Here is a 16,272-nt window from a genome sequence, read left to right on the forward strand (position 1 = left end):
AAACATCATCGCTCGACGATCCGGTCTTCGACGGGCTCGCGTGCCTGCCAGCCGCGCTGCTCGAGCTCCGGGATCGCGGACGGCGCCGCCGGATAGCCGAGGCACAGCAGCGCGATCAGCGTCCAGCCCGGCGGCACGTCGAGCAACTCGGTGACGACGGCCGGGTCGAGGATCGAGACCCAGCCAAGCCCGATCCCGCGCGCGCGGGCGGCCAGCCACAACGTGTGGATCGCCATCACGGTCGAGTAGCGCAGCATCTCCGGCATCGTCGCGCGGCCGAGCGTGTGCCCCGCGTCCGGCGCTTCTTCGCAGAACACCGCGAGCAATTCGGGCGCCTCCGCGATGCCGTGGAGCTTGAGCGTACGATAGTGCGCCCGGCGATCCGCGTCGGGCATCGCCGCCGCAGCCTCGTCCGATACGCGGTCGACATGCTCGGCGAGCCGGTCCCGCAACGCCTGCGACCGGATACGGACGAACCGCCACGGCTGCGCGTTGCCGACCGACGGGGCCAGCGCGGCCGTGTCGAGCAGGGTGCGCATCACCCCGTCGGGCAGGGGCTGCGTGCTGAAATGCCGGACGTCGCGCCGCCAGTGTAGCAGCGTGTCGAACGCCGCGACGAACGCCGGATCGAAGACGGGCGCCGTCATGCCGTCACCCCCCGGCGCAGCAGGTACGTATCCATGATCCACCCATGCGCGTCCCGCAACGCCGCCCGGCGCGCGACGATCTGCGCGGCGACCGCGCCGAGCGGCCCTGCGATCAGCGCTTCATGCGGCATGCCAAGATACGCCCCCCACCAGATCGTCACCCCGTCGGGATCGATCGTCGCGAACGCGCAGTCCCCGTCGAGCATCACCGCGAGCGTATCGACCGCCTCCGGCCACCCTTCGCTCCGCAAGCGCCGCCCAGTCGTGACCAGCACCGGCGCACCGAGCGTGTTGAGCGGGATCGCGTGGGCGGCAGTGAGCGCCTGCAGGCTCGTGATCCCGGGGACGACATGGACCCGCAGCGCGATCCCGTCCGCGCGCAACCGGTCGGCTATCCGTAGGCTGCTGTCGTAGAGGGAAGGGTCCCCCCACACGAGCAGCGCGAGGCTGCCGCCCTCCGGCAGATGCGTAGCGATCTGTGCCGCCCAGCACGCCGCGATCGCGTCGTGCCAGTCCGCGACCGCGGGAAGATAGGCCCCGCTGCCGTCGCGCTCGGGCAGGTCGAACTCGACGACGCGGGTCGTCCCCGTCAGCACACGCGCGCAGATCTCCCGCCGCAGCGCGATCAGGTCCGAGGTCGCGTCGCGCTTGCGCGGCAGCAGGATCAGGTCGGCGGCGTTCATCGCGCTTTCCGCGGCGCGCGTCAGGTGATCGGGATTGCCCGTCCCGATGCCGATCAGGTGGAGCTCGATCGTCGCCCGTGGTCGGTTGATGCTGTCAGGCATCGGGCGCGATCAGATGGAAGAAGGTGCCGGTCACGGACCCGCGATACGATCCGGTTTCCGCCACCGCGGTGCCCTCCGCATCGACGACCTGCGCGAGCGGTGGATCCGGCTGTTCCAGGATGGTCGAATAATGGAATTCGTGCCCGCGCAGGGTGGCGCCGACCGTCGCGCCCGCCATCGGCGCAACCAAGGTTGCGTGGCGATAGCCGAGGTGCATCCGCCGCTGCGCATAACTGGTGACGAGCCCGAGCAGCCCGGCCATCGCGTGGCGCGTACCGTCGGCATCGATCAGCCCTTGTCCAAGCGCCATATAGCCGCCGCACTCGCCGTGGACCGGTTTGCTCCGTGCGTGCTCGACGAGCCCCGCGCGGAACCGCTCGGCGGCGGCGAGGCGTCCGGCATGGAGTTCGGGATAGCCGCCGGGCAGCCAGACGAGATCCGCCTCCGCCGCCGGACGTTCGTCGGCAAGCGGCGAGAAGGGCAGGATTTCCGCACCCGCGCTGCGCCATCCGGCGACCATGTGCGGATAGACGAACGAGAAGGCCGCATCCTGCGCGAGCGCGATGCGCTGGGCGGGGGGCGTGAAGCGGTGCGGCGCGGACGCCGGGCCTTGGCTCGCGCGCGCTGCCGCGCGGACCGCCGCGAGGTCGACATGCGTGCGCAGGAACGTCGCATAGTCCGCGATCCGCGCGTCGAGATCGGGATGTTCCGACGCCTGGACCAGCCCGAGATGCCGCTCGGGCAGTTTCAGGTCGGTGCGCCGGGGCAAGGCGCCGAACACGTGAAGCCCGACCGCCGCCATCCCGCTCCGTGCGAGCCGTTCGTGGCGCGGGCTGGCGACGCGGTTGAGGATCACGCCCGCGATCCGGACGTCGGGGTCGTAGCGCGCGAAGCCCAGCGCGGTGGCGGCGGCGGACTGCGCTTGCCCGGACACGTCAATCACCAGCACGACCGGCCAGCCCATCCGCCGCGCGACGTCCGCGCTCGCGCCGTTCCCGGTCGCGCCGGATGCGGCGACGCCGTCGAACAACCCCATCGACCCTTCCGCCAGCACGAGGTCCGCGTCCTGTGCCGCGCCCGCCAGACCGTGCAGCATCGGCACCGCCATCGCCCAACTGTCGAGGTTGAACGACGGGCGCCCGCTGGCGGCGCGGTGGAACGCCGGGTCGATATAGTCGGGTCCGCTCTTGAACGGCTGCACGCGCAGCCCGTCCTCGTGGAACGCGCGGAGCAGCCCGAGCATCACGGTGGTCTTGCCGGTGCCCGAGCTGGGCGCTGCGATCATCAGGCCGGGCGTCATGCCATCGTCTCCGCGAACCGCGAACCGGGGGTGGTGGGGCGGAAGCGCCGATCGTAGTCGGCGGCGTACAGGCTGCTCTCCGCAAACGCGCCGGGGTCCAGCACACGGCCCACGAGGATCAGTGCGGTCCGCTCCGGGCCATCCTGCGCCGCGGCCACGATCGTCGCGAGCGTCGCGCGGACGATGCGTTCCTCGGGCCAGCTCGCGCGCCAGACGATCGCGACCGGGCAATCCGCGCCGTAAGCGGGGGTCAGGTCGGCAACGACTCGGTCGAGCAGGTGGATCGACAGATGGATCGCCAGCGTCGCCCCGGTCGCGGCGAAGGCCGGCAGCGTTTCCGTGTCGGGCATGGCGCTCGCACGGCCCGAGGTGCGCGTCAGGACGACCGATTGCGCCACGCCGGGAAGGGTGAGTTCCGCCTCCAGCGCCGCCGCCGCCGCCGCGAAGGCCGGAACGCCGGGCGTGATGCTGAACGGGATGCCGAGCGCGCGTAGGCGCCGCAGTTGCTCGCCCATCGCCGACCAGATCGACAGGTCGCCCGAATGGAGCCGCGCGATTTCGTGTCCCTCAGCATGCGCCGCCACGATCTCGGCGATGATCTGGTCGAGCGACAGCGGCGCGGTGTTGACGATCCGCGCGCCCGGCGGACAGTGATCGAGCAGCGCCGCCGGGACCAGCGACCCGGCGTACAGGCACACCGCCGACCCTGCGATGCGGTCGCGTCCGCGCAGCGTGAGCAGGTCGGGCGCGCCAGGCCCCGCGCCGATGAAGTGAACGGTCATGTCGAGGGTCCTTCTGCGATGGCGCACGTCGCCATCCGGTCGGGGGAAATACACCGCCGCACGATCAGTCGCGCGCCCGTCCCAGCGGCGGCGAGCGCGGCGGCTTCGGCGACGCTGCCGGTGCCGCGTGCCGCGAGGCTGGCGGCCGATTGGGTCGAGGTCGCCACGCTGGTCAGCACATCCGGCGCCAGCGCGATCAGCGGAAGGCCGCGCGCCGCCGCGATCGCGGCAAGCAGCGGCGCCTTGTCTTCGGGGGCGGCAAGCGCGGTGACGCGGGGCTGGCCGCGCTCGGCCTGCGCCAGCGCCGCTTCGCACGTCGCCACGGTGGCAGCGCCCCGGAAGCCGAACCCCGCCACGATCACAGCCGCACGCTCCACTGGACGATCGGATAGTGCGCGCGCCATCCGCGCCGCGTGCCGATCGGCGTGACGTCGGACAATTCGATGCGAAGCAGGTCGCCCCCCTTGTCCCCCTGCCACCGCGCGAGCAGCGCTTCCGACTCCAGCGTGACCGCATTGGCGACGAGCCGCGTGCCCGTGGGCAGCGTCCGGAACAGCCAGTCGAGCAGGTCCTCCGACAGCCCGCCACCAATGAACACCGCATCGGGGAAGGGATGGCCCGCGAGCCCATCCGGAGCCCGCGCCACGACGACCGCGAGGCGATCGACCCCCAGCGCCGCGGCATTGCCCCTCGCGCGGGCGGCGCGGACCGGATCGGCCTCGAACGCGATAGCCTGGGTCGACGGATCGGCCAGCAACCATTCGATCGCGATCGACCCCGACCCTGCGCCGAGGTCCCACAAGGTCTCGAACGGTCGCGGCGCAAGCGCGGACAGCGTCAGCGCTCGGACCGGGCGCTTGGTGATCTGCCCGTCATGCGCGAACCAGCGATCGGGGCGCCCGGCCACCCCCGGCAGCACGGCGCCGTCGCCCATTGTCTCGATCCCGACCGCGACCGGATGCACGACATTCTCCAGCGCATAATCCGCCGCCGTCACCCGCCGCACCCGCGCGCGCGGCCCGCCGAGCGCCTCGAGCACCCATAGCGCACTCTCGCCGAACCCCTGGTCGCCCAGATACCGCGCCAGCATCCCGACCGCCGCCGCGTCACGCAGCAACACGATCAGCCGCACCCCCGGCGCCAGCATCGGTCGCATCCGCGCTAAGGGCGTCGCGTGCAGCCCGAGGCAGCGTGTCGTCTCAATCGGCCACCCCAGCCGCGCCGCCGCGAGATCGAAGGTCGAGGGGACCGGGTGCGCAACCCACTCGCCGGGCTCCAGCGCGCGCGTCACGACCGAGCCCGCCCCGAACCAGAACGGGTTTCCCGACACGAGCATCACCACCCGCTGTCCGCGCCGCGCCAGCAGCCCGGCGATCCCGTCCGCAAACGGCACCGGCCACGCCGCGCTGGGACACGCCAGATCCGGCAGCAGCGCCAGATGCCGCGCCGCCCCCGTCACCCACTCGGCACGCGCCAGCGCATCGCGGCTTGCCGGGGATAGGCCGGCTGGTCCATCCTCGCCGATCCCGACGATCGTCAGCCAAGCTTCACCGAGTTCATCCGCCATGCCGAACATCCTGATCCTCGGCGGCACGACCGAGGCGAGCGCGCTGGCGCATGCCGTCGCAGCGACGGGCCTCCCAGCGGTGCTGAGCTACGCCGGACGCGTCGCCACGCCCAAATCGCAACCGGTGCCGGTGCGGATCGGTGGGTTCGGCGGGGTCGCGGGCCTCGCGGCGTATCTCCGCACGCACGCGGTCACCCATCTGGTCGACGCGACGCATCCCTTCGCCGCGCAGATGAGCGCCAACGCCGTCGCCGCCGCCGCCACGGGCGTACCGCTGATCGCGCTCACGCGCCCGGCGTGGACGCCTGTCGCGGGGGACATGTGGCATCCGGTGCCTGACCTCGACGGCGCTGTGGCGGCGCTCGGGGGTGAGCGGCGGCGCGTCATGCTGGCACTCGGGCGGATGCACGTCGCCGCGTTCGCCGCGCAGCCGCAGCACCAGTATCTCCTGCGCTTCGTCGATCCGCCCACGCGCATACCCCCGCTGCCCGATCATCACCTCGTCGTCGATCGCGGCCCATTCACGGTCGACGGCGACACCGCGTTGCTGCGGACACACGCGATCGATCTGGTCGTCTGCAAGAATGCCGGGGGCACCGGCGCCGCCGCCAAGCTCGCCGCCGCGCGCGCGCTGGGGGTGCCGGTGGTGATGATCGACCGTCCCGTCCTGCCCGAACGGGCGCAAACGGCGGAGGTCGCCACGGTGATGCGCTGGATCGGTCATGACGCCGATCGCGGGGTGTAGAGAAACGGCGTCCCGCCCCGCGCGATCGTCCGCGTGGTGCTCGACCCGACGATCACGACCGTCCGCATGTCGGCCATCTCGGCGCGCGCCTCGGGCAGGGGTACGATCCGCAAGGCCTCCTCGGGCGTCGTCACGGCGCGCGCGAACAGCACCGGGCGATCGTCCGCGCACACGTCGCGCAGCACGGCAAAGGCCCGCCCCAGTCCGTCGGGTCGTGCGCGCGAGCGGGGGTTGTAGAAGGCAATCGCGAAATCAGCCTGCGCGGCCAACGCAACCCGCCGTTCGATCAGCGCCTGCGGCTTGAGATTGTCCGACAGGTTGATCGCACAGAAATCATGCCCCAGCGGCGCGCCCGCGCGCGCAGCGGCGGCGAGCATCGCCGTGATCCCGGGAAGCACGCGGACATCGACGCTGCGCCACGCGGGCGGCCCGTGGTCGATCGCCTCGAACACCGCCGCGGCCATCGCGAACACGCCCGGATCGCCCGAGGAAACGACCACCACCCGGTGCCCCGCCAGCGCCAGGTCGATCGCGTGCCGGGCGCGGTCGAGTTCCACGCGATTGTCCGACGGGTGCAAAGCGAGCCCGGCACGCGGGGCAACCCGAGCGACATAGGGGATATAGCCGATCACGTCGGTGGCCTCAGCCAGCGCAAGCGTAACCTCGGGGGTCACCAGCGCGGCGTCCCCAGGCCCCAGCCCGGCGATCGCGATCCACCCGCTCATGGCCGCCGCCCCTGACCGTGGATCAGCAGGATCGAGAAATATGGCGCGACTCCGCACGCGTCGGCCAGCCGGGTCACGCGCTGTTCGGGCATCGCGGCATATTCGACCAGCCACGCGGCCTCCGCGCGCCCCGCCGCCGCGACCGCGCGGCGCAGCTTGTCGAGGTGACGCCCGATCTTCATCACCACCAGCGCGTCGGTATCGCGAATCCGCGTGGTCAGCGCGTCCTCCGCCATCGTCGCGGTCAGGACGGTCAGCACGTCCTCGCCCCAGGTGATCGGGATGTCGCTCGCGGTCCATGCGCCCGACATGCCGGTGATCCCCGGAACCACCCGGACCGGCGCGACCCCTGCGAGCCGGCTGTGGAGGTGCATGAACGATCCGTAGAAGAACGGGTCGCCCTCGCACAGCACCACGACATCCTCGCCCGCCGCCGACAGCGCGGCGAGATGCGCCGTGCAGCTCGCGTAGAAACCGCACAGCCGATCGGCATAGCGCGGATCGGAGGTCGCGATCTCGGTCGTCACCGGATATTCCATCGCGAACTCGACCGCCTCGGGATGGAGCATCCCGTCGACGATCCGGCGCGCATGCCCCGGCTTCCCCGCCTTGCGGAAGAACGCGACATGCCGCGCCGCGCGCACCAGCCGGTCCGCCCGCACGCTCATCAGGTCGGGCGAGCCTGGCCCGAGCCCGACCCCGTGGATGATCCCCGGACGCACCGGTGCAAGGCTCGGCACGCCGCTCATTCCGCGCGGCTCGCCAGCGCGTTGATCGCGGCGACGGTGATCGCGCTGCCGCCGAGCCGCCCTTCGACCACGACGCACGGCACCGGCTGTTCCGCCCACAACGCCGCCTTGGATTCGACCGCGCCAACAAAACCGACCGGGCAACCGATGATCGCGGCGGGGCGGGGGCAAGCGGGGTCCTCCAGCATGTTGAGCAGATGGAACAGCGCGGTCGGCGCGTTGCCGATCGCGACGACCGCGCCCGCCAGATGCGGTCGCCACAGTTCCAGCGCGGCGGCCGAGCGGGTATTGCCCATCGCCCGCGCGCGCTCGGCGATCTCGGGCGCATGCAACGTGCAGATCACCGGATTGTCGGCGGGCAGGCGCGCGCGGGTGATCCCCTCGGTCACCATCCGCGCGTCACACAGGATCGGCGCGCCACCCGCCAGCGCGGCGCGCGCGACGTTCACGAAGTCGGGGGAAAAGCGGATGTTCGCGGCGAGGTCGACCAGCCCGGCGGCATGGATCATCCGCACCGCGACCGGCTCCTCTTCCGCGGTGAAGCGCGCGAGATCGGCTTCGGCGCGGATCGTGGCGAAGGACTGGCGGTAGATCGCCGCGCCATCCGTCTGGTAGACATGCGGCATCAGGAAGCTCCGAAATGGGCGAGAATGTGGGCAGCGTCGAGCCCGACGAGCTCGGGCACGGCGTCGGCACGCGCATCGAACGCGACGTCGAAAAGGCTATCGCGTCCGGTCAGCACGACGTCGGCGGGCCGCGCACGGGCGCACCCCTTGGCGCACCCAGAGACGTGCAGGCGCCCTTCAACATGCGGCGCCAGTCGGCACGCCAGCGTCCGCGTCTCGACGGTCGCTTGCGGGCACGAAGGTGCGCCGACGCAGGCGTCGACATCGAGACCGGGGGGCTCCGACCGGGGGGAGGGCGCGCCGCCCTCGACGATCAGGCGACGCCACGGCGTCACGCGCAGGCCAGTCGCCGAAGGAGTCAGCAGCGCGGCGAGGGCATCCGCTTCGATCCGCCCGAACGCGACGCCGTGGACCGGGCCGAGCGTCGATCCCGTGTCGCCCAACGGCGGACCAGCGGGCGCGGGAAGCGCATCCTGATCGGCCCAGGCGGGGAGGGCTGCGGCGTGACGCGCGATTCGCCCCGCTGCGCGGCCACCGCTTGCGACGAACCATTCCGCCAGCGCGAGCAGCGCCGACACCGCGTCGTCCACCGGGATCGACACGCCGTGCGCGCGACCGTCGGCGCGCAGGATCACGCCGCCCGCCGCGTCCCGCTCGATCCGAATGTCGGCGGGATCGTCCTGCAAGACCGGCACGGCACCCGTATCGATTGCGAACCCGAACTTTCCCGGCAGCTCCGGGAATTCCGCGAGCCGCAGGGCGAGCTCGGACGCGATGCGGTGGGTATCGTCACCGGCGCGCCAGTCCGGCGCGACCAGCACGGCGTGGCGGGCTTCCAGCGCGGGGTCGGGATCGACCAGCTCCAACGCGCATAGCCGTTCGATCAACGCGGGCCATTGGCTTTCCCGGACACCCCGGATCTGGAAATTGGCGCGGTTGGTCACGTCGATGTGCCCATTGCCGTACGAAGCCGCCGCCGCGCACAGACCCAGCACCTGCGCCCGCGTCACCCTTGCCAGACGCGGCCGGACGCGGACGATCAGGCCGTCCCCGGCTTCCATCGGGCGATGCGCGGTCGGGCACCAGCCGCGGACGACGCTCATGCGAGATCCTCCATCGCGGCAAGGATCGAGTTGCGGCGGGTGCGCCACAGCCCGGATGCGTGGAGCGCCCGGAACTGCGCTTCCAGCGCCGCAAGCGCCTCCGGGTTGGCAGCGGCCATGAAGGCGCGCACGTCCTCGCACGCGAGCGTCGCATCGTAATAGAGATCGATCGTTTCGGGCGTGACGACGTCGGCCAGCGTCGCGAACATCCCGAGATGATCGAGCGTCGCGGCGATTTCGGCGGCACCGCGGAAGCCGTGGCGGAGCATCCCCGCGATCCACCCCGGGTGTGCCGCCCGCGCGCGGACCACTCGCGCGATCTCTTCCGCCACGAGGCGCGCGCGTGGGCGGGCAGGGTCGGTCGAATCGAGGTGGTACAGCGCGGCGTTTCCGCCGACCACCGCTTGCGCTGCGGCGAAGCCCGCCTCGTGCGCGGCATAGTCCGCCGCCAGCAGCAGATCGGTTTCGGGCAGGTCCTGGACATGGACGAAGCCGTCGGCGGCGGCGACCCGCGCCGCGATCCCCGTCGCATCGGCGCGCGCTTCGCCCTGTCCCCCGCCATCGTCGAGCGCATAGGCAGAGGCGGCGAGCCACGCCGTCCCCGCCGCGATCCGTGCGGTCGGCGAACCGGTCTCGGCTGCCGGGTCGAGGCCGATCCCATAGCCGCCCGGTTGGGGACCATAAATGCGCGCGCCCGGTGCGGTCCCGACGAACGGATTGCGGTCGGCGGGCTCGTCGCGCAGCGCCAGCGCGCGAATCGCCTGTCCAAATAGGGCGCAAAGCGTCGGGAAAGAGTCGCGAAACAACCCCGAAACGCGCAAGGTGACGTCAATCCGCGGGCGATCGAGCACCATCAGCGGCAGGATTTCGACCCCGGTGACGCGATCCGACTGGTGATCCCACAGCGGCGCGACGCCAAGCAGGTGGAGCGCCATCGCGAATTCCTCGCCCGCGGTCCGCATCGTCGCGGAGCCCCACAGGTCGATCACCAGCGCGCGCGGATAATCGCCGTGATCCTGCAAGTGGCGGCGGACCAGTTCGTCCGCGAGCAGAACGCCTTGGGTCTGCGCGGAACGCGACGGAATTGCGCGCGGATCGGTCGTAAACAGGTTGCGACCGGTGGGCAAAACGTCGCTGCGTCCGCGCCACGGCGACCCCGACGGTCCCGGCGCAACCCGCTTCCCGGCGAGCGCGCGGAGCAGCCCGTCGCGTTCGGCAACGCCGTGCTCGCCGCGTCCGAAGACGTGGAGTCCGTCGCCATATAGGCTTTCCTTGACGTCGCAGACGAAGGTGTCGATCCGCGTGATCGCCTCCGCTTGCGTCGCCGCGGTGTCGAGGCCGAGCACCGCGTCGAGCCCGAGCGACCGGGCCTCGTCCGCGATATCACGCTGCAACCGATCCCGGCGCGCCGGATCTAGCCCGTCGGCGTTCGAGAATTCGTCGAGCAACGCTTCCAGCCGACCGAGCCCGGTACCGCCGCCCGACGCGACGAGCGGGGGCGGGACATGGCCGATCGTCACCGCGCCGATCCTTCGCTTGGCCTGTGCGGCTTCGCCCGGATCGTTGACAATGAAGGGATAAACGATCGGCATCGCGCCGCGCAGCGCCTCGGGCCAGCACGTGTCCGACAGCGCGACCGCCTTGCCCGGCAGCCATTCGAGCGTCCCATGCGCGCCGACATGGACCAGCGCATCCATCTCCAGCGCGCGCAGCCACAGATAGAAAGCGACATAGCCGTGCCGCGGGCAGGCGCTCAGATCATGATACTGTTCCGCCCGCACCGCCGGATCGCCACGCTCCGGCTGGAGCGCAACGATGCCGTCCCCGCTCCGCACCGCCGCAAAGTGGAACGCGCCATCCGTCACCAGCCCGTCCGCTTCGGGCTGCCCCCACGCCGCGAACAGCGCATCCCGCAGCGCCGCGGGCAGGCGGGTCAGTGCTTCCTGATAGGCTGAAACCGGCCAAGCTATTATTATCGTTGCTAGGTTTTCCGCAATGTCGATCCCGGCGCCGGCCCGGACGGGATACCCCGCCCCCGCCAGATCGTCGAGCATCGCCCCCACCGACCCGATCGCATCGAGCCCCACCGCATGCGCCATCTGATACGCCTTGCCGGGATAGGTCGAGAGCACGATCGCCAGCCGCCGCGCCCCCACCGGCTTCGCGGCGAGCCGGGCCCACCCGTCCACCTGTGCAACGATCGCCATGATCCGCGCCGGATCGGGCCGGTGCTCGCGGCGGGCATATTGCAGATCGGGGTCGCGCGCGGCCGTCTCCTTGAAGCTGGCGACCCCCGCGAAGATCCGGCCATCCACCTCGGGCAGAACGATGTGCATCGCGAGATCCGCGGGGCTCAGCCCCCGCGCCGCCGCCGCCCACGCCGCCCGCTCCGACGTCGCGAGCGCGACCTGGAACACCGGAACCCCGGCGCCATCGAGCGGCGTAACGCCCGCCGCATCGCTCGCCGAGAAGGCGGTGGCGTTGACGATCGCCGCCGGCGCGAGCGCCGCGACCCAGCGCGCGATCCACCCCCGCGCGGCGCCGTCCTTGAGCGACGGGACGAACAGCCCGATCACATCGTACCCGCGCGCCTCGAAGCCCGCGTGCAGGGCTGCGATCGGCGCGACATCGGATGCGATCAGATACGACCGGTAGAAGACCAGCAGCACTCGCGGCTTACGCGTGGTGATCGCGAATGCCGCCGGACAGGACGCGCCGGTGTCCGGGTGCCACCCCCCGACGCCCGCGATCCCGTGCGCTTCGGTTCTCCGGTCCGTCGTCAGTCCCGCCGCCGCGGCCAGGATCTCCAGCGCCGCCCGCGCGGCGGACGCGCCGCCGAGGTCGCACAGGTCCGTCAGGCATCGCAACGTCGCCACCGGAACGGTCGATACCGCATCCAGCCGCGGATCCATGCGCCCGTCGGCGGGCAGGACCGCCAGCGCGATCCCGCGTTCCCGCGCGATCGCCGCGAGCTGCTGGATGCCGTAGGACCAATAGGCGATCCCCCCGATCAACCGGACCAGAATGCCCTTGGCGCGACCGAGGGTCCGGTCGACATAGGTATCGACCGAAAGCGGGTGCGCGAGGTCCGCAAGATTGGCGAGCCGCACCCCTGGCAACGCCGGTCCAGCCGCACGCCACCCGACCGCAAAGGCGCCCAGATCGCTATCGGAGAAGGACAGCACGACAAGATCCGCGGCGTCCTGCCCCAGATCGCGCGGTGTCGCGGTGTCCTCGATCCCATGCGTTTCGCGAAAGACGACGTGCATCGGGGCTCAGCCGATCAGCGCCGCCTCGATGACCGCCGGATCGAGCCGGTCGCGTTCCGCAATCACCACCAGCCTGGAACTGCGCGGTTCGTCGGTGCGCCACAAGCGATCGTAATTGGTCCGTACCCGTGCGCCGACCGCCTGGACGAGCAAGCGCATCGGCTTCCCCGAAACCGCGGCGAAGCCTTTAATCCGCAGCACATCGCCTCTGCTTGCGAGCGCTTCGATCCGGGCCTCCAGACCGGCCGGATCGGCGATCTCGCCGCAGTTTACGACGATGCTGTCGAAATCGTCGTGCTCATGGTCGTCCTCGCCGTCATGATGCGACGGGCGGGCCGCGATATCGTCTTCTGCCGCGGCGCCCAGACCCAGCACGATCCGAGGATCGACGACGCCGTCGACAAGTTCGATCACCGGGATCGGACGCGACATTTCAGCGGCGATGGCCGCTCGCGCCGCGGCGATTCCTTCGGGACCGGCGAGGTCGCATTTGGTCAGCAGCACCAGATCGGCGCACGCCAGTTGATCCTCGAATACCTCGGCGAGCGGCGTGTCATGATCGATGCTGGGGTCTGCGTTGCGCTGCGCGTCGACCGCCGCAAGGTCGGGCGCGAAACGCCCGGCGGCGACGGCTTCCGCATCGGCAAGCGTGATGACGCCATCAACGGTGATGCGCGACCGGATCGCCGGCCAGTCGAACGCCTTGAGCAACGGCTTTGGCAAAGCCAGCCCGGATGTTTCGATCAGAATGTGGTCGGGCCGCGGTTCCAGTCGGAGCAGCATCTCGACGGTCGGAATGAAGTCGTCCGCGACGGTGCAGCAGATGCAGCCATTCGCCAGTTCGACGATGTTTTCTGCAGGACAATCGGGGATCGCGCATCCCCTGAGGATATCGCCATCGATCCCCAAGGTGCCGAATTCGTTGACCACCACCGCGAGCCGGCGGCCCTTGGCAGTACGGATCAGGTGGCTGATCAACGTCGTCTTCCCGGCGCCCAGGAAGCCGGTGACGATCGTGACGGGAACTTTCGAAAGGTCGGACATGCTCTTCCCCGTGGCGCAACAGCAACGAACGGGTGGGGCCGATCAAGGACGGCGCGCGACGACGGACGAGCGCCAGAAGCCGCCCGAGCCACGCACCGATGCAGCCCCAGCCGCATAGGCTCGTCGCTCAGACGGAGAACCGTGCCGCGGCCATCCCCTGGGCCAAGGCAAGAGCGACCTTATCGCCGGCAGGTCTCCTGGCTCACGGGTCATCGCTAGAGCATCACCTTCCCAGATTGTCCGGTCCTACGACCGGCTCAGTCCAGTGGCCGCTCCCTTCCGGAGAAGGGGGCATGACGCTTTCGCTCACCGCTTACAGTTGCAGGGACAGCCGCGGATTTGGGGGAAGCCCCCCGCACCGCATTCCCATTCAAGCCCCTCACGGGGCACCGGCGCGATCAACGAGGACCGAATAAAGGCCCTCGCGGTGCATATTAGACCAGACGGCACGTGTTGCCAATTCGCTAATCGCCGACATGCTCCAGGACGTTTCCGGCACGGAGAAGCGCCGTGGTCGATCGGCCGGCCAGGAGTGGCGCGATGAAGATCGTTCCGCCGCTTTGGCGCACTACATCGGCGCCGACCATCGTCTCCGGCGTATAGTCGCCGCCCTTGACCAGAACGTCCGGTCGGATCGTTCGGATCAGGTCGATCGGCGTATCATCCGAAAACGACACGATGTGGTCCACCGCGGCCAGTCCGCTCAGGACTTCGGCGCGGTCCGCTAGGCTGCTGACCGGCCGCGACGGGCCCTTCAGGCGGCGAATCGAAGCATCGTCGTTGAGGCCGACGATCAGGACGTCGCCCTGCCGTCGCGCCAAGTCGAGCAGACGCACATGCCCGGCATGGAGCACGTCGAAACACCCGTTGGTGAAGACGATCCGGGCGCCGTTTGCGCGGACATGGTCGAGTTTTGCGAGGAGCAGCGGCAGCGGGATCATCTTCGTCATCGCGTGGTCGCGCCGATACAGACGTTCCTCCAGGTCTCCGCGAGTCACCGCGTAAGTTCCCTGGCGCGATACCGCGATGCTCGCGGCGACGTTCGCCTGGTCGATCGCCGCAGCGATTGGCAGCCCCTCGACGATCCCCACGACGAGCGCGGCCATCGTGGTATCGCCCGCGCCGGTCACGTCGAAGACCTGCAAAGCCTCGGTCGGATGATCGACCATGGTGCCGTCTCGTGACACCATCAGCATTCCCTTGTCGCCCCGCGTGACCACGAGATACCGCAAAGCCATCGCTTCCAGAACCGATGCCGCGTGCGCAGCAATGTGCGCTTCATCGCAAGCACCAAACAGGGCGTGGAATTCGCGAGCGTTGGGTTTCAGCAGGAACGCACCCTTGTACCGCGAGCGATCGGCGCATTTCGGATCGACGAAGGCGGGCACGCCATATTTGCGGGCGATCGAGAGCAGCAACGGGAGTTGGTGGAGGACGCCCATGTCATAATCGGAGAAGATGACGGCGCGGACACCGTCGATCCGTGCCTCGAACCGCCGCACCAATTCTGCCTGCGCCGACTCGCTCGCATGCCCGTCATGATCAATCCGCGCGATTTGCTGCACGCCGGAGACGACGCGGGTTTTCTGCGTGGTGGGGCGTCCCGGGTCGATCACGCGATCGAGCGCGACCTTTCGCTCCTTCATCATTCTCGCGAGATCGTCTCCCGCTGCATCGTCCCCGGAGACGGTGAGCAGCACGCATCGCTGGCCCAGCGCGGCAACGTTCGCCGCCACGTTCGCTGCGCCACCGGGGCGCGACTCCTCGCGCGCCGCGCGCATGACCGGGACCGGTGCCTCGGGCGAAAGCCGACTGGCTTCGGCGATGATGTAGCGATCGACCATCGTATCGCCGACGATCAGGATGGCCGGGGGGCGTTGGTGAGTCATCTTCGGGTCTCCGCGATATCAGCGCCAGCCGCGAACCTGAGAGGGTTCAGGACGCGTGGAGAGGGTCGGCCAGCGGCGTGCCCAGCCGCCGCCGTGATCCTGATGGGGAACGACGATGATCGAAACGGGCGCGTTCGGGGCCATGCGCGCGACGAAACTTCGGGCAATCGTGGGGTCGACCACCGTGTCGTCGCCCCCCACGAAATGAATCTGCGGCACGGTCGACAAAAGCGCAGCCTCGGCGGCTGGATCGAGCGAGCGTGTCAAAGGGGACAAGCGATGAGCGCGCGTCCACTGCGCCAGATCGAGATTGGCGGCGACCGTCACCAGCGCCGCCACATCCCGCCGCCGTTCCGCCAACAGCGCTGCCAGCGTTCCGCCTCCCGAATATCCGACGAGGATCAGTCTAATCCGGTTCGTCTGTCGAAGGAGAAGATCCAGCGCCTGGGACGCACTGTCGATCACTTCCGAGGAGAAACGCGCGATACTCCAGTAATCGCTCTGGCAGTGACGCGAACGGGCAGCGTATTGGCAAGGTCTCGCCAGCCAGGCGACCGCGCCCTGACCGGGGTGTTGCACGGCAAGTTGCAACGCGACGGGGGCGGTCGGTGTCGGATCGAGCGAACGGCGCCCTTCGCGCGTGTAGGCGAAGCCGTCGCCCTCGATGTAGATCACGAGGACATCGGATGTATCGCGCCCTGATCGCGTGGCTGATGCAAGGTCGAAGCGCCCGGTCGGGATGACCTGCGACTGCCACGCCGCGTCGCGCACGAGGCGCGATGCGGACTGGCGCGCGACGGACGGGCTCCCGAAGCTGAGCGAAAGAAGTGTCGCACAGCATAGCGCAATACGGACGAGTGCATCACCGTATGGTCCCCGAACGTGGTCGGACAGATCCGTCTTCATTCAGTGGAAGTGAACTCTCGAAAGGAGAAAGAAACTACTGTAATATTACCTAAATGTATAAACGCAGAACAGACGTATTGTGATGCGGTTGACGGTATAGATGTGGGTTTGAAGTAATATACCTCAATGAGAGTA

At 69.8% G+C, this 16,272-nt stretch carries 15 protein-coding genes and 1 riboswitch; of the genes, 1 reads left to right on the forward strand and 14 read right to left on the reverse strand.

Annotated elements, in window-relative coordinates:
* Nucleotides 1–5 precede the first annotated feature (5 nt).
* Genes bluB through cbiE form a run of 6 tightly spaced genes read right to left on the reverse strand, consistent with a single transcriptional unit; the run spans nt 6 to nt 5,081 of the window.
* The gene (gene bluB / locus QBJ92_RS07515; protein ID WP_277969073.1) at nt 6–647 is read right to left on the reverse strand and encodes a 5,6-dimethylbenzimidazole synthase; all 642 of its coding nucleotides are present in this window, start codon (nt 645–647) and stop codon (nt 6–8) included.
* On the reverse strand, nt 644–1,432 hold the full coding sequence (gene cobF / locus QBJ92_RS07520; protein WP_277969074.1) for a precorrin-6A synthase (deacetylating): 789 nt from the start codon (nt 1,430–1,432) through the stop codon (nt 644–646). The genes bluB and cobF overlap by 4 nt, the downstream gene beginning before the upstream one ends.
* Nucleotides 1,425–2,732 carry a cobyrinate a,c-diamide synthase gene (locus tag QBJ92_RS07525; protein ID WP_277969075.1) on the reverse strand — a complete coding sequence of 436 codons (1,308 nt, stop codon included), beginning with the start codon at nt 2,730–2,732 and terminating at the stop codon, nt 1,425–1,427. The genes cobF and QBJ92_RS07525 overlap by 8 nt, the downstream gene beginning before the upstream one ends.
* Entirely contained in the window at nt 2,729–3,514 is a 786-nt protein-coding gene (cobM, locus tag QBJ92_RS07530) for a precorrin-4 C(11)-methyltransferase (RefSeq protein ID WP_277969076.1), read from the reverse strand. Before cobM ends, QBJ92_RS07525 begins: the two co-directional genes overlap by 4 nt.
* On the reverse strand, nt 3,511–3,891 hold the full coding sequence (locus tag QBJ92_RS07535) for a cobalamin biosynthesis protein (protein WP_277969077.1): 381 nt from the start codon (nt 3,889–3,891) through the stop codon (nt 3,511–3,513). The genes cobM and QBJ92_RS07535 overlap by 4 nt, the downstream gene beginning before the upstream one ends.
* A complete protein-coding gene (cbiE, locus tag QBJ92_RS07540) occupies nt 3,873–5,081 on the reverse strand; it encodes a precorrin-6y C5,15-methyltransferase (decarboxylating) subunit CbiE (RefSeq protein ID WP_277969078.1) in 1,209 nt (402 codons plus the stop codon). Before cbiE ends, QBJ92_RS07535 begins: the two co-directional genes overlap by 19 nt.
* On the opposite strand from cbiE, the gene QBJ92_RS07545 reads away from it, so the two are divergent.
* On the forward strand, nt 5,080–5,826 hold the full coding sequence (locus QBJ92_RS07545) for a cobalt-precorrin-6A reductase (protein ID WP_277969079.1): 747 nt from the start codon (nt 5,080–5,082) through the stop codon (nt 5,824–5,826). The two genes, cbiE and QBJ92_RS07545, sit on opposite strands and share 2 nt — an antisense overlap.
* Here the strand turns inward: QBJ92_RS07545 and cobJ are convergent.
* The 8 genes from cobJ to QBJ92_RS07585 all read right to left on the reverse strand — a co-directional run bounded on the left by cobJ (nt 5,802) and on the right by QBJ92_RS07585 (nt 16,137).
* On the reverse strand, nt 5,802–6,551 hold the full coding sequence (gene cobJ / locus QBJ92_RS07550) for a precorrin-3B C(17)-methyltransferase (protein ID WP_277969080.1): 750 nt from the start codon (nt 6,549–6,551) through the stop codon (nt 5,802–5,804). The genes QBJ92_RS07545 and cobJ overlap by 25 nt on opposite strands.
* A complete protein-coding gene (gene cobI, locus QBJ92_RS07555; protein ID WP_277969081.1) occupies nt 6,548–7,300 on the reverse strand; it encodes a precorrin-2 C(20)-methyltransferase in 753 nt (250 codons plus the stop codon). The genes cobJ and cobI overlap by 4 nt, the downstream gene beginning before the upstream one ends.
* The gene (locus QBJ92_RS07560) at nt 7,297–7,926 is read right to left on the reverse strand and encodes a precorrin-8X methylmutase (protein ID WP_277969082.1); all 630 of its coding nucleotides are present in this window, start codon (nt 7,924–7,926) and stop codon (nt 7,297–7,299) included. The genes cobI and QBJ92_RS07560 overlap by 4 nt, the downstream gene beginning before the upstream one ends.
* The gene (locus tag QBJ92_RS07565; RefSeq protein ID WP_277969083.1) at nt 7,926–9,029 is read right to left on the reverse strand and encodes a cobalamin biosynthesis protein CobG; all 1,104 of its coding nucleotides are present in this window, start codon (nt 9,027–9,029) and stop codon (nt 7,926–7,928) included. The genes QBJ92_RS07560 and QBJ92_RS07565 overlap by 1 nt, the downstream gene beginning before the upstream one ends.
* A complete protein-coding gene (cobN, locus tag QBJ92_RS07570) occupies nt 9,026–12,298 on the reverse strand; it encodes a cobaltochelatase subunit CobN (protein WP_277969084.1) in 3,273 nt (1,090 codons plus the stop codon). The genes QBJ92_RS07565 and cobN overlap by 4 nt, the downstream gene beginning before the upstream one ends.
* Before the next feature lie 6 nt (nt 12,299–12,304).
* Entirely contained in the window at nt 12,305–13,342 is a 1,038-nt protein-coding gene (cobW, locus tag QBJ92_RS07575; RefSeq protein ID WP_277969085.1) for a cobalamin biosynthesis protein CobW, read from the reverse strand.
* A gap of 170 nt (nt 13,343–13,512) precedes the next feature.
* A riboswitch (cobalamin riboswitch) is annotated at nt 13,513–13,751 on the reverse strand.
* Nucleotides 13,752–13,806: 55 nt separating this feature from the next.
* Complete coding sequence (gene rfaE2, locus QBJ92_RS07580; RefSeq protein WP_277969086.1) at nt 13,807–15,231, reverse strand: D-glycero-beta-D-manno-heptose 1-phosphate adenylyltransferase; 1,425 nt, start codon at nt 15,229–15,231, stop codon at nt 13,807–13,809.
* A gap of 18 nt (nt 15,232–15,249) precedes the next feature.
* Nucleotides 15,250–16,137, reverse strand: a complete 888-nt coding sequence (locus tag QBJ92_RS07585; protein WP_277969087.1) for a hypothetical protein — start codon at nt 16,135–16,137, stop codon at nt 15,250–15,252.
* Nucleotides 16,138–16,272 lie beyond the last annotated feature (135 nt).

Source organism: Sphingomonas echinoides (assembly GCF_029623395.1).
Classification (GTDB): domain Bacteria; phylum Pseudomonadota; class Alphaproteobacteria; order Sphingomonadales; family Sphingomonadaceae; genus Sphingomonas; species Sphingomonas echinoides_A.